Source organism: Pseudomonas sp. DTU12.3 (assembly GCF_004124275.1).
Classification (GTDB): domain Bacteria; phylum Pseudomonadota; class Gammaproteobacteria; order Pseudomonadales; family Pseudomonadaceae; genus Aquipseudomonas; species Aquipseudomonas helmanticensis.
In genome coordinates, this window is record NZ_CP027218.1 from 6,151,705 (window position 1) to 6,172,772 (window position 21,068).

General features: G+C 61.3%; 17 protein-coding genes. 5 read left to right on the plus strand and 12 right to left on the minus strand.

Annotated features, from left to right (window positions below):
- Positions 1–91 precede the first annotated feature (91 nt).
- Together argA and argE are read right to left on the minus strand one after the other, a co-directional pair.
- Complete coding sequence (gene argA / locus C2E19_RS28380; protein ID WP_129395976.1) at positions 92–1,393, minus strand: amino-acid N-acetyltransferase; 1,302 nt, start codon at positions 1,391–1,393, stop codon at positions 92–94.
- A 245-nt stretch (positions 1,394–1,638) separates the two neighbouring features.
- Complete coding sequence (gene argE, locus C2E19_RS28385) at positions 1,639–2,784, minus strand: acetylornithine deacetylase (RefSeq protein WP_129395977.1); 1,146 nt, start codon at positions 2,782–2,784, stop codon at positions 1,639–1,641.
- Positions 2,785–2,939: 155 nt separating this feature from the next.
- Between argE and C2E19_RS28390 the strand changes: the two genes are divergently transcribed.
- Positions 2,940–4,310, plus strand: coding sequence for an inorganic triphosphatase (locus C2E19_RS28390; RefSeq protein WP_129395978.1), 1,371 nt, complete (start codon positions 2,940–2,942; stop codon positions 4,308–4,310).
- Positions 4,311–4,399: 89 nt separating this feature from the next.
- Here the strand turns inward: C2E19_RS28390 and C2E19_RS28395 are convergent, their stop codons facing one another.
- Positions 4,400–4,864 (minus strand): Lrp/AsnC family transcriptional regulator, encoded by a 465-nt coding sequence (locus tag C2E19_RS28395; protein ID WP_016983809.1) that lies wholly within the window; start codon positions 4,862–4,864, stop codon positions 4,400–4,402.
- A gap of 126 nt (positions 4,865–4,990) precedes the next feature.
- On the opposite strand from C2E19_RS28395, the gene C2E19_RS28400 reads away from it, so the two are divergent.
- The 3 genes from C2E19_RS28400 to C2E19_RS28410 all read left to right on the plus strand — a co-directional run bounded on the left by C2E19_RS28400 (position 4,991) and on the right by C2E19_RS28410 (position 7,593).
- Positions 4,991–5,329, plus strand: coding sequence for a hypothetical protein (locus tag C2E19_RS28400; protein WP_129395979.1), 339 nt, complete (start codon positions 4,991–4,993; stop codon positions 5,327–5,329).
- Between the two features lie 92 nt (positions 5,330–5,421).
- On the plus strand, positions 5,422–7,206 hold the full coding sequence (locus C2E19_RS28405; RefSeq protein WP_129395980.1) for a GspE/PulE family protein: 1,785 nt from the start codon (positions 5,422–5,424) through the stop codon (positions 7,204–7,206).
- 66 nt (positions 7,207–7,272) lie between these two features.
- Positions 7,273–7,593, plus strand: coding sequence for a DUF2388 domain-containing protein (locus tag C2E19_RS28410; RefSeq protein ID WP_171057234.1), 321 nt, complete (start codon positions 7,273–7,275; stop codon positions 7,591–7,593).
- Positions 7,594–7,769: 176 nt separating this feature from the next.
- Here C2E19_RS28410 and gcvP read toward each other — a convergent pair whose 3' ends face one another.
- Positions 7,770–10,643, minus strand: a complete 2,874-nt coding sequence (gene gcvP / locus C2E19_RS28415; RefSeq protein WP_129395981.1) for an aminomethyl-transferring glycine dehydrogenase — start codon at positions 10,641–10,643, stop codon at positions 7,770–7,772.
- 156 nt (positions 10,644–10,799) lie between these two features.
- Between gcvP and C2E19_RS28420 the strand changes: the two genes are divergently transcribed.
- Positions 10,800–11,945, plus strand: a complete 1,146-nt coding sequence (locus C2E19_RS28420) for a DegT/DnrJ/EryC1/StrS aminotransferase family protein (RefSeq protein ID WP_129395982.1) — start codon at positions 10,800–10,802, stop codon at positions 11,943–11,945.
- Between the two features lie 86 nt (positions 11,946–12,031).
- On the opposite strand, the gene gcvH is transcribed toward C2E19_RS28420, so the two are convergent.
- From gcvH to pepP, 8 genes are all read right to left on the minus strand, one after another.
- The gene (gene gcvH, locus C2E19_RS28425) at positions 12,032–12,415 is read right to left on the minus strand and encodes a glycine cleavage system protein GcvH (RefSeq protein WP_129395983.1); all 384 of its coding nucleotides are present in this window, start codon (positions 12,413–12,415) and stop codon (positions 12,032–12,034) included.
- Positions 12,416–12,463: 48 nt separating this feature from the next.
- Positions 12,464–13,546 carry a glycine cleavage system aminomethyltransferase GcvT gene (gcvT, locus tag C2E19_RS28430; protein ID WP_129395984.1) on the minus strand — a complete coding sequence of 361 codons (1,083 nt, stop codon included), beginning with the start codon at positions 13,544–13,546 and terminating at the stop codon, positions 12,464–12,466.
- 155 nt (positions 13,547–13,701) lie between these two features.
- A complete protein-coding gene (locus C2E19_RS28435; protein ID WP_129395985.1) occupies positions 13,702–15,318 on the minus strand; it encodes an iron ABC transporter permease in 1,617 nt (538 codons plus the stop codon).
- Between the two features lie 244 nt (positions 15,319–15,562).
- A complete protein-coding gene (locus C2E19_RS28440; RefSeq protein WP_129395986.1) occupies positions 15,563–16,567 on the minus strand; it encodes an extracellular solute-binding protein in 1,005 nt (334 codons plus the stop codon).
- 261 nt (positions 16,568–16,828) lie between these two features.
- The gene (locus C2E19_RS28445; RefSeq protein ID WP_164979483.1) at positions 16,829–18,046 is read right to left on the minus strand and encodes a 2-octaprenyl-3-methyl-6-methoxy-1,4-benzoquinol hydroxylase; all 1,218 of its coding nucleotides are present in this window, start codon (positions 18,044–18,046) and stop codon (positions 16,829–16,831) included.
- A gap of 9 nt (positions 18,047–18,055) precedes the next feature.
- Positions 18,056–18,541 (minus strand): DUF4442 domain-containing protein, encoded by a 486-nt coding sequence (locus C2E19_RS28450; protein ID WP_129395988.1) that lies wholly within the window; start codon positions 18,539–18,541, stop codon positions 18,056–18,058.
- The gene (gene ubiH, locus C2E19_RS28455) at positions 18,534–19,721 is read right to left on the minus strand and encodes a 2-octaprenyl-6-methoxyphenyl hydroxylase (RefSeq protein WP_129395989.1); all 1,188 of its coding nucleotides are present in this window, start codon (positions 19,719–19,721) and stop codon (positions 18,534–18,536) included. Before ubiH ends, C2E19_RS28450 begins: the two co-directional genes overlap by 8 nt.
- Positions 19,718–21,052 carry a Xaa-Pro aminopeptidase gene (gene pepP / locus C2E19_RS28460; RefSeq protein ID WP_129395990.1) on the minus strand — a complete coding sequence of 445 codons (1,335 nt, stop codon included), beginning with the start codon at positions 21,050–21,052 and terminating at the stop codon, positions 19,718–19,720. The genes ubiH and pepP overlap by 4 nt, the downstream gene beginning before the upstream one ends.
- Positions 21,053–21,068 lie beyond the last annotated feature (16 nt).

Genomic DNA, 21,068 nt, shown 5'->3' on the forward strand with positions numbered 1-21,068 from the left:
CGCGAGCAGGTCGAATCGTCGCACCGTCGCTCCCACAGGAAGTCGCGTTCCAAATGTGGGAGCGAGCCTGCTCGCGAATGGAGCAACTCGGTTACAGGGTTTTTTCGAAGATTTTCGAGTTGCGCTGAAAGTTGTATAGCGATGCCCGTGCCGCTGGCAGGCGTTCAACGCTGCTAGGCTCGAACCCACGCTCGCGGAACCAGTGCGCGGTACGTGTGGTGAGAACGAACAAGGTCTTCAAACCCTGCGCCCGCGCACGGGTTTCGATGCGCTCCAGCAACTCATCACCGCGACCGCCATGGCGATACTCCGGATTCACTGCCAGGCACGCCAGCTCGCCGGCATCGGAGTCGGCAATCTGATACAGCGCCGCACAGGCGATGATCATGCCTTCACGTTCGACCACGCTGAACTGCTCGATCTCACGCTCCAGCACTTCGCGCGAACGCCGTACCAGAATTCCCTGCTCTTCCAGCGGGCTGATCAAGTCAAGCAAACCGCCGACGTCTTCAATCGCCGCCTCGCGCACCAGTTCGAATTGTTCTTGCGCAACCAGCGTACCGCCACCGTCACGGGTGAACAGCTCGGTCAGCAGCGCGCCGTCTTCGGCGTAGCTGACGATATGGCTGCGCGCCACACCGCCACGGCAGGCTTCGGCGGCGGCATCGAGCAATTCCGCCTGATAGTTGCTGTTGCCCAGCCGCTGCAAATGCGCCGGCACTTGCTGTGGACGCAGTTCGCGCACCAACCGGCCGTTTTCATCGATAAGGCCGAGGTCTGCGCCGAACAGCAGCAGCTTGTCGGCGCCCAGATCGATGGCGGCGCGGGTGGCGACGTCTTCGCAGGCGAGGTTGAAGATTTCCCCGGTCGGCGAGTAGCCCAGCGGCGACAGCAGCACGATCGAGCGCTCATCGAGCAGGCGATTGATGCCCTTGCGATCGACCCGGCGCACTTCGCCGGTGTGGTGATAGTCGACACCTTCGAGCACGCCGATCGGCCGCGCCGTCACCAGGTTGCCGCTGGCCACGCGCAGACGCGAGCCCTGCATCGGCGACGAAGCCATGTCCATCGACAGTCGCGCTTCAATAGCGATGCGCAACTGGCCGACGGCATCGATTACACATTCCAGGGTCGCGGCATCGGTGATGCGCATGCCGTGGTGGTAATGCGGGGTCAGGCCGCGGGCGGCGAGGCGGGTTTCAATTTGCGGGCGCGAACCGTGCACCAGCACCAGACGCACGCCAAGGCTGTGCAGCAGAACGATGTCGTGGACGATGTTGCCGAAATTCGGATGCTCAACGCCGTCGCCGGGCAGCATGACGACGAAGGTGCAGTCGCGGTGGGCATTGATGTAAGGGGACGCGTGACGAAGCCAATTGACGTATTCGGGCATGAACCTGGGCCTGTAATAAATAGCAGCCGGAAAAAGGGGCGAAACGAAAAACGCACAGCGGGCTGATGGTTATCGTCGGAACAGGCTTGGCGACACGCGCGCTCTCCTCATGAATACGGGTTCAATTCCCACAAATTTAACGACCTTCCCTGTAGGAGCTGCCGCAGGCTGCGATCTTTTGACTTTGTTTTTAAAAGACAAGATCAAAAGATCGCAGCCTTCGGCAGCTCCTACAAGGGAGGCGTTCAATTGTTCAGGCAGTAATGTTCAATCAGTTGCCGTAATAGATGCACGGTAGGCTGCAAACGTGACATTTCAAGGTACTCACCGGGCTGATGCGCACAGGCAATGTCGCCGGGGCCGAGGACAATGGTTTCGCAGCCAAGGAGCTGAAGATAAGGCGCTTCGGTGCCGAACGCTACTGCTTCGGCGCTGTGACCGGTGAGCTTTTCGGCGATGCGCACCAGTTCGGCGTCTTCGGACTGCTCGAACGACGGTACTTCCGGGAACAGCGGCTTGTAATCGATCTTCACCTGATGGCGCTCGGCCACTGGGTTGAGCTTGCGCAGAATCTCCGCGCGCAGGACTTTCGGGTCCATGCCCGGCAATGGCCGCAGGTCGAACTCCAGCGAACACTGGCCGCAGATACGGTTGGGGTTGTCGCCGCCATGAATGCAGCCGAAATTCATCGTCGGTTGCGGCACGCTGAACTGCGAGTTGTTGAATTCACGTTGCCACAACAGGCGCAGGCCGCGCAGTTCGCCGATCGCATCGTGCATCGCTTCGAGGGCGCTGTGGCCCAAGCGCGGATCCGACGAATGGCCGCTCTGCCCGAGGATATCGATGCGCTCCATCATGATGCCTTTGTGCATGCGGATCGGCTTGAGCCCGGTCGGCTCGCCGATCACCGCCGCGCGGCCCAGCGGACGTCCCGCCTCGGCCAGCGCCCGGGCGCCGGACATCGAGCTTTCTTCATCGCAGGTGGCGAGGATCAGCAGCGGCTGTTTGAAAGGTTGATCGAGCAAAGGCTGCACGGCTTCGATGATCAGCGCGAAGAAGCCTTTCATATCGCAGCTGCCCAGACCGACCCAGCGGCCATCGACTTCGGTGAGCCTCAGCGGATCGGTCTGCCACAACGCATCGTCGTACGGCACCGTGTCGCTGTGCCCGGCCAGCACCAGCCCGCCGGGGCCGCTGCCGAAACTGGCGAGCAGGTTGAATTTGCCGGGGCTGACCTGCTGGATATCACAGCTAAAGCCCAGGTCACCCAGCCAACCGGCGAGCAAATCGATCACTGCCCGATTGGATTGATCGAGGCTCGGTTGGGTACAGCTGACCGACGGCGCGGCGATCAGCGCAGCGAACTGGTCTTGCATGGACGGCAAAGGCATCGCTGACTCCAACTCCCGATTTGAAGTCCATCATAGAACCATCCGGCGTCAGGAATAAACCGCCGCAGGGCGTAGGACGAATCAGTCCTGTACACTGCACGGCCTTGGCAGCCACATATTCCCCGGCTGCGCTCCCGATCCTGGATTTTCCGGCCATGCAGAAAGAAACCGAAATCAAACTCCGCGTCAGCCGCGAAACCCTCGCCGCCCTGCGCGAGCACCCGCTACTGAAAAAACGCAACAAAAGTGGCTGGGAACGCCGTGAGTTGATGAACCAGTACTTCGACACCCCCGAGCGTGATCTGGCTCAGGCCAAAGTTGCCCTGCGCCTGCGCAAGGACGGCGACGAAGTGATTCAGACCCTCAAGACCCGTGGCCAGAGCGTCGCCGGTCTGTCCGAGCGTAACGAATACGACTGGAAGTTGCCGAAAGCCAAGCTCGATGTGAAGAAACTCGACGGCGAATGCTGGCCCGAGTCGCTGGCCGAGCTGGACAAGAAAACCCTCAAGCCGATCTTCACCACCGATTTCGTCCGCGAACGCGCCGAAATCGCCTGGGGCCGTGGCAAGACCAAAGTGGTCATCGAAGCCGCACTGGACCTCGGTCACGTCGTGGTCGGCAAGCAGAAAGAAGAAATCTGCGAGCTGGAACTGGAACTGCGCGAAGGCGAACCTGCCGCGCTGCTGGAACTGGCTGCCGAACTGGCCGAAACCCTCGCGCTGATGCCGTGCGACATCAGCAAGGCTGAGCGCGGTTATCGTCTGTACGACGCCAACAGCTATTCGCTGAGCCTGCCGGCGCCGGAGCTGACCGCGGAAACCCAACTCGACGACGCGTTTGCCGCACTGAGCTGGCATTTGCTCGGCAGCAGCCAGCGTCTGGCGGAACAGTACCGTTTCAACGGCCACTGGCGCCTGTTGCTCGACTGGGTCGAGAACCTCGCCGAAATGCGCGCCCTGCTCAGCAGCCTCGGCCAGGCCGCACCGCGCCAGTCGACGCACGACTTGCGTGTTGCGCTGGATGCCTTGCTGGAAGACTGGCGCCCACTGGTGCAAGCCGGTATCGAAGACGAAGACGTGCGCAAAGCTGCGCCAGAGCAGTTCCTCGAAGAACTCGAAGACCCGCGCTGGGGCCTGTTCTCGCTGAGCACTTCGCGCTGGTTGCTGGCCCGCACCTGGACCGCCGACCGTAACGTACGTGGTAACCGTCAGGGCGGCGCGCAATTGCACAGCTGGCTGCCGCGCACTTTGGGCGAAGAAGCCACGGCCCTGCAATTGCAGCGCTACCAGCAGCAGCCGGAAGATCTGGCTGAACAACTGCCGCGTATCGAACGCATTCAGGTCTGGCTGCACCACGCGCGCAACGTGCTGGAGATCCCGGAAATGGATCGCTTGTACGGCGAGCTGAACAAGTTGGCGCAACTGGCCAACGAGCCGACGATCACTGACGAACTGCTCGATGCGCGCAAGCAGCAGGCGATTGCGGTTTATCAGAATCGCGCATGGAAAATGCTCCTGCGCATGTAACACCGCTTTCGCGAGCAGGCTCGCTCCCACATTGGAATGCAATCCCCTGTGGGAGCGAGCCTGCTCGCGAAGAGGCCAGCTGCCTTAAATCAAACCGGGAGGCTGGTGGTGGATTTGATCTCCGACAACGCCACAATCGAATTCACTTCCTGTATCCCCGGCACCAGCGACAGCTTTTCGAAGAAAAACCGCTCATACGCCTCGATGTCCGCCGCGACAATGCGCAACAGAAAATCCACTGCGCCCATCAACACGTAACACTCCAGCACCTCCGGAAACCCGCGAATCGCCTCGGTGAACTCGGTGAAGTTCGAGCGTCCGTGCGCGTTGAGTTTGATCTCGGCAAAGATTTGCGTGTTCAGGCCAATCTTCTTGCGATCAAGTAAGGTCACCTGGCCACGAATGATCCCCTCTTCCTTCATCCGCTGAATCCGCCGCCAGCACGGCGATTGCGACAGGCCCACCTGTTCGGCGATCTGCGCACTGGACAGTGAAGCGTCCTCTTGCAGCAGGGCGAGTATCTTGCGGTCGTAGCTGTCCAGCTCGCTGTGCATAAAAAAACCTCTAATCTAATTCCTTGCGAATTGATTTAGTCGATCAATCGCCAATAACGCCGATCATAGCCAAGAAATACCCGCTACCGAATGTAAAAATTCCTCCAGTTATTTTGGAGACCCACCATGCCGCATCTTGAAGCCGTGAACAGCGCCCCGCACCGCGCCGACGTCTGGAACGTCAGCAACGCCCACTGCCTGGCGCAATATCAGATCCTCGCCGAAGCCGAGCCGGACTTGCTGGTGCGCGTGCTCAACCTGTTCACGTTGCAGTTCCTCACGCCCGAACAGGTCAACGTGCAGCGGATGGACGACTTGCTGTCGATCGACATCGTCATGGGCGGTTTCAGCTGGCATCGCGCGCAAGTGATCGCGGAAAAACTTCGTAACCTGATCAGCGTCTGCTCGGTGAATCTGCAAAATGCCGACAGCGCTTGGGATGGCCGTGCACAAGCGGCCGGCTGACAAATCCGGCAACGGCTTCGTCGGGTAGTGGCCCAACGGTCTGCGCGGCCACGACTATCCTTTTGCGCAATGTCGCTCAAAAGGAAGCCCGCATGTCCGTTCAACTCGCCACTCAGGACCGCAGGCTCGAACTCAACGATGTGTTGCGTGAACTGGTCGCTCAGGGGTTTATCTGCCAGGAGTCGGCGGAGCAGGCGCTGAATGCCCGTCGCCGGCACGCCGCTCACGGCCAGATGCATCCGCTGGAATTCATCGCCAGCCAGCAACTCGACGACCTCAGCCGTCCGGGCAAACACCTCGACCTCGAAAGCCTGACCCTATGGCTGGCGCAACAGGCCGGCCAGCCGTATTTGCGCATCGACCCGCTGAAGATCAACGTCGCCGCGATCACCCCGTTGATGTCCTACGCTTTTGCACAACGGCACAGGATTCTCGCGGTAGCGGTCGACCGCGATTCGGTGACCGTGGCCAGCGCCCAGCCCTACGTCAATGCCTGGGAAGCCGACCTGACCCATGTCCTGAAGCTGCCGATCAAACGGGTGGTGGCCAACCCGGCGGACATCCAGCGTTTCAGCGTCGAGTTCTTTCGCCTGGCGAAATCGGTCAGCGGCGCCAGCAATGCCGATCAACAGGGTGGTAACCTCGGCAACTTCGAGCAGTTGCTCAACCTCGGCGCCAGCGATCAGGAGCCGGACGCCAACGACGCGCACATCGTCAACATCGTCGACTGGCTGTTCCAGTACGCCTTCCAGCAGCGCGCCAGCGATATCCACATCGAACCCCGGCGCGAGCAAGGCACGGTGCGCTTTCGCATCGATGGCGTGCTGCACAACGTCTATCAATTCCCGCCGCAGGTGACCATGGCGATCGTCAGTCGCCTGAAAAGCCTCGGGCGGATGAACGTCGCCGAGAAGCGCAAACCCCAGGACGGCCGCGTCAAGACCAAGACCCCGGACGGCGGTGAAGTCGAGTTGAGGTTATCAACGCTGCCGACGGCGTTCGGCGAAAAAATGGTCATGCGGATTTTCGACCCGGAGGTGCTGCTCAAGGATTTCGATCAACTGGGCTTCAGCGCCGACGACCTGCGGCGCTGGCAGGACATGACCCGCCAGCCCAACGGCATCATTCTGGTCACCGGGCCGACCGGTTCGGGCAAGACCACCACGCTCTACACCACGCTGAAAAAACTGGCGACGCCGGAGGTCAACCTCTGCACCATCGAAGACCCGATCGAGATGGTCGAGCCGGCGTTCAACCAGATGCAGGTGCAGCACAACATCGACCTGAGCTTCGCCGCCGGCGTGCGTGCGCTGATGCGGCAAGACCCGGACATCATCATGATCGGCGAGATCCGCGATCTCGAAACCGCTGAAATGGCGATTCAGGCCGCGCTCACCGGGCATTTGGTGCTTTCAACGCTGCACACCAACGACGCGCCGAGCGCGATCAGTCGGCTGCTCGAACTCGGCGTGCCGCATTACCTGATCAAAGCCACCGTGCTCGGGGTCATGGCCCAGCGTCTGGTGCGCACCCTGTGCCCGCACTGCAAGGCGCCGCTGACCCTGGAAGAGGAAGACTGGCAAACCTTGACCCGCCCTTGGCAGGCACCGCTGCCGAGTCATGCGCAACGCGCCATCGGCTGTCTCGAATGCCGCGACACCGGCTATCACGGCCGTGCCGGGGTGTACGAAATCATGCAACTGAGCGATAGCCTGAAAGCCTTGATCACCCCGGACACCGACCTCACGGCGATACGGCGCCAGGCCTTCAAGGAAGGCATGCGCAGCCTGCGCCTGTCCGGCGCGCAGAAAGTCGCGGCGGGCCTGACCACAATTGAAGAGGTGCTGCGGGTGACACCGCAGAGTGAGCTGAAATAGCCCGTCATGGAACTGGATCGGGGGATTGGCAATCCAACGCCGTAGTTAACCCCCAGGAGTCACCTCATCATGCGTCTCAAACTTGCTGTCGCCACGCTGGCCTTGCTGTCCCTTCCCGTTGGTTCGGCCATGGCGGACAGCTTTTGGCGTAACGTCATTTCGTCCGGTGCGACCACAGGTTCCACTTACCTGACCTTCAAGGATCACAAGCTGATCATCGCCGCGCAGGACGATGCCGGCAGCTTCGTCGCCAGTGACGGCGGCATTCGCGGGCCGTATCTGGAAGCGGCGATGCAGAAAGTCCGCGCCGACAATCCGGGCCTGCAGGCCACGGACATGGAATTGGCCAATGCGATTCTGGCGAAGAACGCTGTGGCTTCCGAGTAAAAAAAATGCCGCTCAAACGAGCGGCATTTTTTTGCCCGGATTTCAGCCCCACCGTATAACCCTGTGGGAGCGAGCCTGCTCGCGAAAGCGTCGTATCAGCCAACATCAATGTATCTGACACACCGCCTTCGCGAGCAAGCCCGCTCCCACATTTGGACTGTGTGTATTCAGGGAAATCAGCGGTAATCGTCCACCGGGACGCACGCGCAGAACAGATTGCGATCCCCATAAACGTTATCCACCCGATTCACCGCCGGCCAGTATTTGTGTGCCTTGGTGTGTGCGTCCGGGGTAATGCCTTGCTCGATGCTGTAAGGCCGCTCCCAAACGCCGGTGACATCCGCCAGGGTATGCGGCGCGCGTTTCAGCGGGTTGTCTTCCGCCGGCCAGTTGCCGTTTTGCACTTCGCTGATTTCCGCACGAATACTCAACATGGCACCGATAAACCGGTCCAGTTCAGCCTTGGACTCACTCTCGGTCGGTTCGACCATCAACGTCCCCGGCACGGGGAAGGACATGGTCGGCGCGTGAAAGCCGTAATCCATCAAACGCTTGGCGACGTCCTCCTCACTGATCCCGGTCTGCGCTTTCAATGGCCTTAGATCCAGAATGCATTCATGCGCGACCCGCCCGTTGCGCCCGGTATACAGCACCGGGAACGCGCCGGATAAATGCTGCGCCAGGTAATTCGCCGCGAGGATCGCCACCTCACTGGCATCGGCCAATTGCGGGCCCATCATGGCGATGTACATCCAGCTGATCGGCAAAATGCTCGCACTGCCCCACGGCGCCGCGCTGACCGCGGTGTTCTGCGGATGCGGCCCGTCAATCGGCACCACCGGGTGATTGGCGACGAACGGCGCCAAATGGGCGCGCACGCCAATCGGCCCCATGCCCGGACCACCACCGCCGTGAGGAATGCAAAAGGTCTTGTGCAAATTCATGTGCGAGACATCGGCACCGATGTCCGCCGGCCGCGTCAGCCCGACTTGCGCGTTGAGGTTGGCGCCGTCCATGTACACCTGGCCGCCGTGCTTGTGGATAACTTCGCAGATCTCGCTGATGCCCTCCTCGTACACGCCGTGGGTCGACGGATAGGTCGCCATCAGGCACGACAACCTGGCCCCCGCCTCGGCAGCTTTGCTCTTGAGATCTTCAAGATCAACGTTGCCAGCCTCGTCGCACTCAACGATCACCACCCGCAACCCGACCATTTGCGCCGAGGCCGGGTTGGTGCCATGGGCCGACGACGGAATCAGACACACATCGCGCCCACCCTGCTGCCGGCTCTCGTGGTATTTGCGGATCGCCAGCAGCCCGGCGTATTCGCCCTGGGCGCCGGAATTGGGCTGCATGCAGATCGCATCGAAGCCGGTGATCGCGCACAGCCAGCGCTCCAGTTCCTCGATCATCAAGGTGTAGCCGACGGCCTGCTCGCGGGGCACAAACGGGTGCAGGTTGGCGAATTGCGGCCAAGTGATCGGGATCATTTCGCTGGTGGCGTTGAGTTTCATTGTGCAGGAGCCCAGCGGGATCATCGACTGGTTGAGCGCCAGATCCTTGTTCTCCAGTTGCTTGAGGTAACGCAGCATCTCGGTTTCGCTGTGATGGGCGTTGAACACCGGGTGGCGCAGGTACGCGGTTTTGCGCTGGAGGTGGTCGGGGATCCCGGAAACCAGAACTTCGGCGTCGAGATCGTCGACGTTCAGTCCATGATCAGCGCCCAGAAGGACATCGAACAGTTTGCCGACCGTGGTTTCATCAGAGGTTTCATCAAGGCTCAGCCCGACTCGACCGCGCCCGAGAATCCTCAGGTTGATCTGCGCAGCCTGGGCGCTATCGATGATCGCGGTTTGCGCGCCGCCGACTTCCAGCGTCAGCGTATCGAAAAACTGTTCGTTGACCCGTTTGATCCCGTGACGCTCAAGCCCCGCCGAGAGAATGCAGGTCAGCCGATGCACGCGCTGGGCGATACGTTTCAAACCTTGCGGCCCGTGATACACCGCATAGAAACTGGCGATATTGGCCAGCAGCACCTGCGCTGTGCAGATGTTCGAGTTGGCCTTCTCCCGGCGAATATGTTGCTCGCGGGTTTGCAGGGCCATGCGCAAGGCGACGTTGCCCCGGGCATCTTTCGACACACCGATGATCCGCCCCGGAATCGCCCGTTTATATTCCTCGCGGCTGGCAAAGAATGCGGCATGCGGCCCGCCGTAGCCCATCGGCACACCAAAACGTTGCGACGAGCCGAATACCACGTCGGCGCCCAGTTCACCCGGTGGCGTCAGCAACAACAGGCTCAACAGATCGGTTGCGACACAAGCCAGTGCCTGCTGCGCGTGCAGATGATCGATCAACGGCCGCAGATCGCGGATCTCACCGTGGGTATCGGGATACTGCAGCAGCGCGCCAAATACTTGGTGTTGTTGCAAGTTATCCACAGCGTCGACGATCAGCTCGAAGCCGAAGCCTTCGGCGCGGGTCTGCACCACGGAAAGGGTCTGCGGGTGGCAGTTCTCATCGACAAAAAACAGATTGCTCTTCGACTTCGCCACGCGCTTGGCCAGTGCCATGGCTTCGGCAGCTGCGGTGGCCTCATCAAGCAATGAGGCATTGGCCAGTTCCAGCCCGGTAAGGTCAATGGTCAGTTGCTGAAAATTCAGCAACGCTTCGAGTCGGCCCTGGGCAATTTCCGGCTGATACGGCGTGTAGGCGGTGTACCAGCCAGGATTTTCGAGGACGTTGCGCAAGATCACGGTGGGTGTGAGGGTGCCGTGGTAGCCCATGCCGATCAGGCTGGTCCAGAGCTGATTTTGCTCCGCGTAACCGCGCAGCCTGGCCAGCGCGGCTTGCTCGTCGAGCGCCGGCGGCAGATCCAGCGCGCGGTTGAAACGGATCCCGGGCGGTACGGTTTGTTCGATGAGTTCGACCCGACTGCCGAGGCCGAGGCTGTCGAGCATGGCCTGCTGTTCGGCGGCGTCGGGGCCGAGGTGACGGCGCAGAAAAGCGTCGGGGTCGCGTAACTGGCTCAGGGACGGCAACTGGGACATGACGGGCTCTCTCTTGGCTGGCGCTCGGCGTCAATGCAACACGGTCAAACCAGCATAGCAGCCGATACCGACGCACACGGCTTGGCGGCCGAGGGTGTTCCGGGCCATGCTGTGGCGCCTGCTTCAGGCGTTCAACCCGCGGATGATCAAAGCCTCATGAGCCCACTGCCGTTCCTGCCATTCTCCAAACCCGTCATTGATGAAGCGACGATTGCCGCCGTCGGCGACGTCCTGCGTTCCGGCTGGATCACCAGCGGGCCGAAGGTGCAGGCCTTTGAAGCACAGCTGTCGGAATACTTTGGCGGCCGCCCGGTGCGCACCTTCAATTCCGGCACGTGCACCATGGAAATCGCCTTGCGCATTGCCGGCATCGGCCCCGGCGACGAGGTGATCACCACGCCGATTTCCTGGGTGGCCACCGCCAACGTGATCCTTGAAGTGGGCGCCACGCCGGTGTTTGCCGACATCGACCCGCTGACCCGCAACATCGATCTGGATCAGCTTGAAGCGGCAATCACGCCACGCACCAAAGCGCTGATTCCGGTGTATCTGGCCGGTTTACCGGTGGACATGGATCGCCTCTACGCGATTGCCCGCAAACACAACCTGCGCATTGTCGAAGACGCCGCGCAGGCCTTGGGATCGAGCTGGAATGGCCAGCGCATTGGCGCTACCGGCGACTTCGTGTCGTTCAGTTTTCAGGCGAACAAGAACGTCACGTGCTCCGAGGGCGGTTGCCTGGTGCTGAATACCCCCGAAGAGGCGCGACTGGCGGAGAAGTACCGCTTGCAGGGCGTCACCCGTAATGGCTTCGACGGCCTGGACGTCGATGTGCTGGGCGGCAAGTTCAACATGACTGACGTTGCAGCCACCATCGGCCTCGGGCAATTCGCTCATATCGAAAGCCTGACCGCGCATCGGCGTGAACTGGCCCGCCACTACTTCAAATGTTTCGGCGATGACTTCGAAGCTGTTTATGGCGCGCAACTGCCGCCGGCGGACTTCACCCACAGCAACTGGCATCTGTTTCAGCTGGTATTGCCAGAACGTGCAGATGGCTTGCCGGCGCGGGCGACTTTCATGGAGCAGATGCAGGCGCACGGTATCGGTATCGGCTATCACTACCCGCCGATTCATTTGCTGAGTCTGTACCGCGAGCGCGGTTTCAAGGAAGGGATGTTGCCGGTGGCGGAACGGGTCGGACAACTGATCGTGTCGCTGCCGATGTTTACCGCCATGTCCAAGGACGACGTCGAACGCTCGGTGGCCGCAGTAAAAACCGTCCTGCATCGCACCCTGTAGGAGCTGCCGCAGGCTGCGATCTTTTGATCTTGTCTGTTATAAAATCAAAAGATCGCAGCCTGCGGCAGCTCCTACACGTACGCGGGTTATTCGCCGATGGCGGCTTTGTAGGCAGCAGCGTCGAGCAGCTTGTCCAGCTCAGCCGTGTCGCTTGGCTTGATCTTGAAGATCCACGCGCCGTACGGGTCGGAGTTCAGCAGTTCCGGGGAGCCGCCCAGCTCTTCGTTGATCGCAATGACTTCACCGCTGATCGGCGAATAGATGTCGGAGGCGGCTTTCACCGACTCGACGACACCGGCCTGATCTTCAGCGGCAAAGACCTTGCCCACTTCGGTCAGCTCGACGAACACCACGTCGCCCAGCGCTTCCTGCGCGTGATCGCTGATGCCCACGGTGACGGTGCCGTCGGCTTCCAGACGTGCCCATTCATGACTTTCGGCAAAACGCAGGTCGGCAGGGATATCGCTCATCTTCGGTGTCCTCGAGAAATTGTCAGCGGTCGTGCCCGCCAAAAAAGGTTAGATCAAAGTTTTGCCATGGCGTACGAAGGTCGGTTTGACCACCCGTACCGGGTACCACTTGCCACGGATTTCCACTTCGGCGCGGTCGGCGGTTGCCATCGGAACACGCGCCAGGGCAATCGATTTGCTTAGCGTAGGAGAGAAACTACCACTGGTGATCTCCCCTTCGCCAACATCGGCGATACGAACCACCTGATGGGCACGCAAGACACCGCGCTCTTCGAGCACCAGGCCGACCAGTTTGTGCGCAACACCGGCGGCTTTTTCCGCTTCCAGCGCGGCGCGGCCGATGAACTGGCGTGTGGCCGGTTCCCAGGCGATGCTCCAGGCCATGTTCGACGCCAGCGGCGAAACGTCCTGATGAATATCCTGGCCGTAGAGGTTCATCCCGGCTTCGACGCGCAGGGTGTCGCGGGCGCCGAGGCCAATCGGGGAAATGCCGGCACCGACCAGATCGTTGAAGAAACCCGGCGCCTGATTGGCCGGCAGACAGATTTCCAGACCGTCTTCACCGGTGTAACCGGTGCGGGCAATGAACCAGTCACCGTCGGTGTAGCCTTCGAAGGGTTTCAGGTGCTGGATCAGCGTGGCGCGCGATTGGGTGACCAGTTCGGCGATTTTCTGCCGGGCCTGCGGGCCTTGAATGGCGAGCATCGCCAGCTCGGAGCGCTCGTGCAGTTGCACGTCGTAACCGCCGAGCTGGGCATGCATCCACGCCAGATCCTGATCGCGGGTGGAGGCGTTGAACACCAGGCGATAAGCGTCATCGAGACGGTAGACAATCATGTCATCGACGATGCCGCCATGCTCGTTGAGCATGGTGCTGTACAACGCACGGCCGGGGCGATGCAGGCGCTCGACATCATTGGCCAGCAAATGCTGAAGCCAGGCCTTGGCCTGGGTGCCGGTGACGTCGATCACGGTCATGTGGGATACATCGAACACCCCGCAATCGCGGCGCACTTCGTGGTGCTCCTCGACCTGCGAGCCGTAATGCAGTGGCATGTCCCAACCGCCAAAATCGACCATCTTCGCGCCGAGGGCGAGATGCAGGTCATAGAGAGGCGTACGCTGTCCCATGGGTTTCTCCTTCCGGGCGTGGCGAAGGTGCGGACAGCCGCTGCACGGGTGAAAGCCTTGAAATAGAAGGCTCTCAGCCGATTTCAGCGAACGGGTCTGTCAGACGAACCGCACCGAATGCCGCGCATTGTAGCCGCATGATTCAGGACTGACGACTAAGTGTTTCGGTGCGCCGAGCGCCGGATCAGGCCGATGACCGGCAACAACCCGACCAGAACCAGGGTCAACGCCGGCAACGAGGCCCGCGCCCATTCGCCTTCGCTGGTCATTTCGAAGATCCGCACCGCCAGCGTGTCCCAGCCAAACGGGCGCATCAGCAGGGTCGCGGGCATTTCCTTGAGCACATCGACGAATACCAGCAACGCCGCGCTCAACGTGCCGGGCAGCAAAAGTGGCAGATACACTTTGAAAAACAGTCGTGGCCCACTGACTCCGAGGCTACGTGCTGCTTCGGGCAAAGATGGCCGTATACGCGCCAGACTGTTTTCCAGCGGGCCATAAGCGACAGCAATAAAGCGCACCAGATAAGCCATCAGCAGTGCAGCCAGACTGCCGAGCAACAGCGGTTTGCCTGCGCCACCGAGCCAGCCCGAAAGCGGAATCACCAGCTCGCGATCCAGATAACTGAACGCCAGCATGATCGACACCGCCAGCACCGAGCCCGGCAGCGCGTAGCCGAGGTTGGCCAGGCCAACGCCGGAGTTGATCGCCGGCGTCGGCGCCAGTCGCCGGGCGAACGCCAGCAGCAGCGCAACGCTGACGGTGATCAACGCGGCCATGCCACCGAGGTAGAGCGTGTGGACGATCAGCCCGGCGTAACGTTCATCGAGATCGAAACGGCCGCGCTGCCAGAACCAGACGATCAGTTGCAGCATCGGAATGACGAAGGCGCAGGCGAAGACCAGGCCGCACCAGCTCATTGCGGCGATCGCCTTGAGCCCGCGCAAGTGATACAGCGCCTTGACCCGTGGCCGTTCGTTACTCGCCCGGTTCGCGCCGCGCGCGCGTCGTTCACCGTACAGCACCAGCATGACCACCAGCAGCAACAGGCTGGCCAGTTGCGCCGCGCTCGACAGACTGAAAAAGCCGTACCAGGTTTTGTAGATCGCCGTGGTGAAGGTGTCGAAGTTGAACACCGACACCGCGCCGAAATCTGCCAGGGTTTCCATCAGTGCCAGCGCCACACCGGCACCAATGGCCGGACGCGCCATCGGCAACGCCACACGCCAGAAGGCTTGCCATGGCGATTGACCGAGCACTCGCGCAGCTTCCATCAGGCCTTTGCCTTGGGCGAGAAACGCGGTGCGCGCCAGCAGGTAGACGTAGGGATAGAAGACCAGCACCAGCACGATAATCACCCCGCCGGTGGAGCGCACTCGCGGCAGGCGCAGGCCTGTGCCAAACCATTCACGCAGGAGGGTTTGCACCGGGCCGGCGAAATCAAGCAGGCCGACGAAGACGAAGGCCAGCACGTAGGCGGGGATGGCGAACGGCAGCATCAGCGCCCAGTCGAGCCAGCGCCGGCCGGGGAACTCGCAGAGGCTGGTGAGCCAGGCGAGGCTGACGCCGAGCAGGGTTACGCCAACGCCGACGCCGAGTACCAGCGTCAGGGTGTTGCCGAGCAGGCGCGGCATCTGGGTTTGCCACAGGTGCGACCAGATTTGTTGATCGATGGTCTGCCAGGAGAGCAGCAGAACGCTCAGGGGCAGCAGCACCAACGCGGCGATGGCGAAGACGATGGGGTACCAGCGGCGTTGGGCGGGGTGGGCCACTTTTGGGTCTCTGGAGGGAATGGGGTGTTCTTTGATGAGGTGTTTCAGGTTGAGATTGCTGCCCTCACCCTAACCCTCTCCCAGAGGGAGAGGGGACTGACCGAGGTGCTCTTTCGATTTACGCCGACCTGAAATATCGAGCCGAACTCAAGTCGCGAAAACAACACAAGTCGGCTCCCTCTCCCTTGGGAGAGGGCTGGGGTGAGGGGCTGGTTTTTGAATCAAACAAATCTTTCGAAACGATTCAGTTCCAACCCGCCCGATCCATCATCCGAATCGCCTCGGCCTGACGCTTGCCCGCCACTTCTACCGGCAAGGTATCAGCAATGAACTTGCCCCACGCCGCCACTTCCTGCGAAGGCGCCACCGCCGGGTTGGCCGGGAACTCCTGGTTGACGTCAGCAAAAATCTTCTGCGCTTCAGGTGTGGTCATCCATTCAACCAGCGCCTTGGCCGCTTCCGGGTGCGGCGCATGCTTGGTCAGGCCAATGCCCGACAGGTTCACATGCACGCCGCGATCGGCCTGATTTGGCCAGAACAGTTTCACCGGCAGCTCCGGCTTCTGCTTGTGCAGCCGACCGTAGTAGTAAGTGTTGACGATGCCAACGTCGCACTGGCCGGCGTTGATCGCCTCCAGCACTGCAACGTCATCGGAGAACACGTCGGTGGACAGGTTATTCACCCAGCCCTTGAGGATTTCCTCGGTCTTCGTCGCGCCGTGGACTTCGATCATGGTCGCGGTCAGCGACTGGTTGTAGACCTTCTTCGCCGTGCGCAGGCACAGGCGCCCTTCCCAGTTCTTGTCGGCCAGTGCTTCATAAGTCGTCAGTTCGCCCGGTTTCACGCGTTCGGTGGAATAGGCGATGGTGCGCGCGCGCAGGCTCAGGCCAGTCCAGGCATGAGTCGACGAGCGATATTGCAGAGGAATGTTGGCGTCGATGGTCTTCGAGGTGAACGGCTGCAGGATGCCCATCTGCTCGGCTTGCCAGAGGTTGCCGGCGTCGACGGTGAGCAGCAGGTCGGCGGTGGCGTTTTCACCTTCGGCCTTGATGCGCTGCATCAGCGGCGCTTCCTTGTCGGTGATGAACTTGATTTTCACCCCGGTCTTGGCGGTGTAGGCATCAAAGACCGGTTTGATCAGCTCATCGATGCGCGACGAGTAAACCACCACCTCATCAGCGGCCTGGGCCGTTGTACTGCCGATCAGGGTTAGGGCCAGTGCGGTCAGAAGACGCTTGGGTGCCAACATGGGAGTGGTCTCTCGGTCGGGAAATGTGGGCCAAATGATAAGGACTCACATTTACCACCTCAATCGAACTCTTTTTGAAGGAGTTACCAGATGTTGCACAGTTGACCACACCCCCCTGTAGGTGCTGCCGAAGGCTGCGATCTTTTGATCTTAAAAAACAACATCAAAAGATCGCAGCCTGCGGCAGCGCCTACAGGGGAATGCATTTCAAATGTCGGAGTGAGCCTGCTCGCGATGAGGCCATCAGCAGCAACGAAAATGTCAGGCTTTGGCGAGGGCCGGAAGATCACCGGTCAACCCGAGGGCTTCGCGCACAAACAATGCTTTCGCCTCGGGCATCTGCTCCACCAGCTTCAACCCGGCATTACGCAACCAGCGCACCGGCAACGGGTCAGCCTGAAACAACCGCTCAAACCCTTCCATCGCCGCCATCAGCGCGAGATTATGCGGCATGCGCCGACGCTCGTAACGGCTCAGCACTTTCACATCCGCCAGACGCTCACCGCGCTCAGCCGCTTGCAGCAACACTTCGGCCAGCACCGCCGCATCAAGGAAACCAAGGTTCACACCCTGCCCCGCCAACGGGTGAATGGTGTGCGCCGCATCGCCGATCAGCGCCAGCCCTTGCGCCACATAACGCTTGGCATGACGCTGACGCAGCGGCACGCACAGTCGCGGATCGGCACTGATCACTTCGCCGAGACGCCCCTCAAAGGCGCGCTCCAGCTCTCGACAGAAAGCCGCTTCATCCAGCGCCATCAAACGCTCGGCTTCGCTCGGTGTGGTCGACCAAACGATCGAACACCAATCCTGCTGCCCGTCACGCTCCAGCGGCAAAAACGCCAGCGGCCCGTGATCGGTGAAGCGCTGCCATGCAGTCATCTGGTGCGGCTTGCTGCTGCGCACGCTGGTGACAATGGCGTGATGCAGGTAATCCCATTCACGAGTCGCCACGCCGGTCAGCCGGCGCACGGCCGAGTTGGCGCCGTCAGCGGCGATCACCAACGGTGCGCGCAACTGACGACCATCGGCCAACGTCAGCAGCCAGTCATCACCGGAACGACGCATCTGTTCCAGTCGCGCATTGGCCAGCATGCCCAGATCGCAATCGTGCAGACGGTCGAGCAAGGCGTCCTGCACCACGCGGTTTTCGACAATATGGCCAAGCACTTCGGCGTGCACACTGCTCGCCGAGAAATGAATCTGCCCAGTGCCGCTGCCGTCCCAGACGTGCATGTCGGTGTATGGGCTGCTGCGCCGTGCGGCGATCCCCTCCCACACGCCGAGGCGTTCGAGAATCCGCTGGCTCGCCGCTGACAGGGCGCTCACCCGCGGTTCAAACGCGGCTTCGGCGTCGAACGGTTTGACGCTCAGCGGGCTACCGTCGAGCAACAGGACTTCCAGCCCGCTGTCCTGCAACGCCAACGCCAAGGCGCTGCCGACCATTCCGGCTCCGACAATCAGCAGATCTGCGCGCATTTCCATGCTTTAAGCCTGTCTCGCTTGCGGCTTGAGCCGCACGTAAAGGGTTTTACCGACCCGCGCCACCAGATTGCCGGCGCCGTCATGAATATCGACCTGCAACTGCGGCAGGTATTTCTCGCCATTGGCGGTCTGCCGGCGGATCTCGCCGAGCAAGGTTTCGTCGATGGTGAACCGGGCGAACACCGGGCCTTTGCCCGGCGCGATGAAATCGATGTCGGCAGCCTTGTCCCAGACGATGTATTTCGAGCCAAGGTTTTCCATAAGCATCAGCATGAAGAACGGATCGACCATCGAATACAGGCTGCCGCCGAACTGGGTGCCGACATAGTTGCGGTTGTACCAGCCGAGACCCATCGACACCTGAACATCGCGGAAGTCATCGCTGATGTGCTGCACGCGTACGCCAGCGCCGAGGTACGGCGGGTAAAACGTCATCACCCAGCGCATCAACCGCGCCTTGCCGAATTTTGTGGTCAGCCACTTAAGCATCCGGACGCGTTCCCAATCCCATGGCCTGGCGCGCAAACCAGCGCTTGGCCGGTGGCAACAGATCGAGGCCGAGCAGGCCAATGTTGCGCCCCAGCGAGACCAACGGTTGCGTGCTGCCGAACAGGCGCGTGACCTGATCGGAGAAACCGACGGTGAGGTCCTGATCGAGACGCTGACGCTCGCGATAGGCCTGCAACGTGGCGAAATCGCCCAGCGGCTTGTCGCTCGACAGCAACGCAGCAGCCAGGGCATCGGCATCGCGCAGTGACAGGTTGAAACCCTGCCCGGCAATCGGATGCAGGCTGTGCGCCGCGTTACCGAGCACGGCCAGATGCGAGCGCACTTGCTCTTCGGCCTCGACCAGCGTCAGCGGATACAAATGTCGCGCGCCGACCTGTTTCAGCGTACCGAGGCGGTAACCGAACACGCCCTGCAATTCGCTGAGGAAGTCGCGTTCGCTCAAATCGGCCAGACGCTGCGCGTCCATTCCCAAACGGGTCCAGACCAGAGCGCAACGGTTGTCCGGGAGCGGCAGCAGCGCCATCGGCCCTTCGTCGGTGAAGCGCTCGAAAGCCATGCCGTTGTGCGCTTCGCTCGGGGTGATGTTGGCGATCAGCGCGCTCTGGTTGTACGGACGCTTGCGCACGTTGATGCCCAACTGTTCACGCAGACCGGAACGACCGCCATCGGCGAGCACGGCGAGGTCGCATTCCAGCGTGGTTTCATCGTTGAGGGTCAGGCGATAGCCGTCGGGTAGCGGTTCCATGCGCGTGACTTCCGCCGGGCAGCGCCAGCTGATCACGTCTTTGTCGACGTGCTGCCACAGGCACTGGCCGAGCCAGGCGTTTTCCACCACATAACCGAGCGCCGGCACGCCCTCTTCCATCGCCGACAAACGCGCGGTAGAAAAACGACCACGGTCGGAGACGTGAATCTGCTTGATCGGTTCGGCACGGCGGGAGATTTCCTGCCACACGCCCAAGCGTTGATAAATCTGCCGCGAGCCGAACGACAACGCCGACGAACGCGCGTCGTAGCTCGGCTGCCAGCTGTCGCCGGGGGCGAACGGCTCGATCAGCACGATCTTCCAGCCACGCGCCTTGGCCCCGGCCTGCAAGGCCAACGCCAGACTGGCGCCGACCAGACCGCCACCGATGATTGCCAGATTGACTCGACTCATGCCGCGTGTGTCCTTGCTTGCGCCATCAGCGCTTCGATTTCAGCGACGGTTTTCGGTACGCCGGTGGTGAGGATTTCACAGCCTGTCTTGGTCACGACCACGTCGTCCTCGATGCGCACGCCAATGCCGCGCCATTTCTTCGCGACGTTTTGATTGTCCGGGGCGATGTAGATGCCTGGCTCGACGGTCAGCGCCATGCCGACTTCCAGCACGCGCCATTCGCCGCCGACCTTGTACTCGCCGACGTCGTGTACATCCATGCCCAGCCAGTGGCCGGCGCGGTGCATGTAAAACGCTTTATAGGCTTCGCTGGCAATCAATTCGTCAACTTCGCCTTGCAGCAATCCGAGCTTCACCAGCCCGGTGGTGATCACCCGGACCGTGGCTTCGTGCGCCTGATTCCAGTGCTTGTTCGGGGCGATTTCGGCGAATGCGGCTTCTTGCGAGGCCAGTACCAATTCGTAGATCGCTTTCTGTTCGGGCGAAAACTTGCCGTTGACCGGCCAGGTACGGGTGATGTCGCTGGCGTAGCAGTCAATCTCGCAACCGGCGTCGATCAGCACCAGATCGCCGTCCTTGAGCAACGCGTCATTCTGTTGGTAATGCAGGATGCAGCTGTTGCGCCCGGCGGCGACGATCGACCCGTAGGCCGGCATCTTCGCTCCGCCCTTGCGGAATTCGTAATCGAGTTCGGCTTCGAGGCTGTACTCGTGAAGCCCGGCCCGACTGGCCTGCATCGCGCGAATATGCGCCTGCGCCGAGATCCGCGCGGCTTCGCGCATCACCTTCACTTCTGCCGCCGATTTATACAGGCGCATGTCGTGCAGCAGATGATCCAGGGCAACGAATTCGTTCGGTGGCTGCGCGCCGAGGTGCGCCTTGGAGCGGATCACGTTGATCCAGTCCATCAGGTGGCGGTCGAATTCGGGGTTGCTGCCCATCGCCGAATACACCCGGTCGCGACCTTCGATGAGGCCCGGGAGAATGTCGTCGATGTCGGTAATCGGGAAGGCGTCGTCAGCGCCGAAGTCGCGGATCGCGCCTTCCTGCCCTGCGCGCAAGCCGTCCCACAATTCACGTTCGGCGTTGCGTTCACGGCAGAACAGCACGTACTCACCGTGCTCGCGGCCGGGCATCAGGACAATGACAGCCTGCGGCTCGGGAAAGCCGCTGAGGTACTGGAAGTCGCTGTCCTGGCGGTAGACGTGCTCGACGTCGCGGTTGCGAATCGCCACCGCGGCGGCGGGCAGGATCGCGATGCTGTTGGGTTCCATCTGCGCCATCAGGGCCTTGCGGCGACGGCTGTACTCCGCTTTGGGGATATGGGTCATGGGCAGATGGCTTTCC

Coding starts and splice junctions, on each gene's coding strand:
- C2E19_RS28405 (WP_129395980.1), top strand. CDS start 5,422: ATGTCCGTTCAACTCGCCACTCAGGACCGCAGGCTCGAACTCAACGAT.
- argA (WP_129395976.1), bottom strand. CDS start 1,393: ATGCCCGAATACGTCAATTGGCTTCGTCACGCGTCCCCTTACATCAAT.
- C2E19_RS28400 (WP_129395979.1), top strand. CDS start 4,991: ATGCCGCATCTTGAAGCCGTGAACAGCGCCCCGCACCGCGCCGACGTC.
- C2E19_RS28390 (WP_129395978.1), top strand. CDS start 2,940: ATGCAGAAAGAAACCGAAATCAAACTCCGCGTCAGCCGCGAAACCCTC.
- pepP (WP_129395990.1), bottom strand. CDS start 21,052: ATGACCCATATCCCCAAAGCGGAGTACAGCCGTCGCCGCAAGGCCCTG.
- gcvP (WP_129395981.1), bottom strand. CDS start 10,643: ATGTCCCAGTTGCCGTCCCTGAGCCAGTTACGCGACCCCGACGCTTTT.
- ubiH (WP_129395989.1), bottom strand. CDS start 19,721: ATGAGTCGAGTCAATCTGGCAATCATCGGTGGCGGTCTGGTCGGCGCC.
- C2E19_RS28445 (WP_164979483.1), bottom strand. CDS start 18,046: ATGCGCGCAGATCTGCTGATTGTCGGAGCCGGAATGGTCGGCAGCGCC.
- gcvH (WP_129395983.1), bottom strand. CDS start 12,415: ATGAGCGATATCCCTGCCGACCTGCGTTTTGCCGAAAGTCATGAATGG.
- C2E19_RS28395 (WP_016983809.1), bottom strand. CDS start 4,864: ATGCACAGCGAGCTGGACAGCTACGACCGCAAGATACTCGCCCTGCTG.
- C2E19_RS28450 (WP_129395988.1), bottom strand. CDS start 18,541: ATGCTTAAGTGGCTGACCACAAAATTCGGCAAGGCGCGGTTGATGCGC.
- C2E19_RS28440 (WP_129395986.1), bottom strand. CDS start 16,567: ATGTTGGCACCCAAGCGTCTTCTGACCGCACTGGCCCTAACCCTGATC.
- gcvT (WP_129395984.1), bottom strand. CDS start 13,546: ATGGGACAGCGTACGCCTCTCTATGACCTGCATCTCGCCCTCGGCGCG.
- argE (WP_129395977.1), bottom strand. CDS start 2,784: ATGCCTTTGCCGTCCATGCAAGACCAGTTCGCTGCGCTGATCGCCGCG.
- C2E19_RS28420 (WP_129395982.1), top strand. CDS start 10,800: ATGAGCCCACTGCCGTTCCTGCCATTCTCCAAACCCGTCATTGATGAA.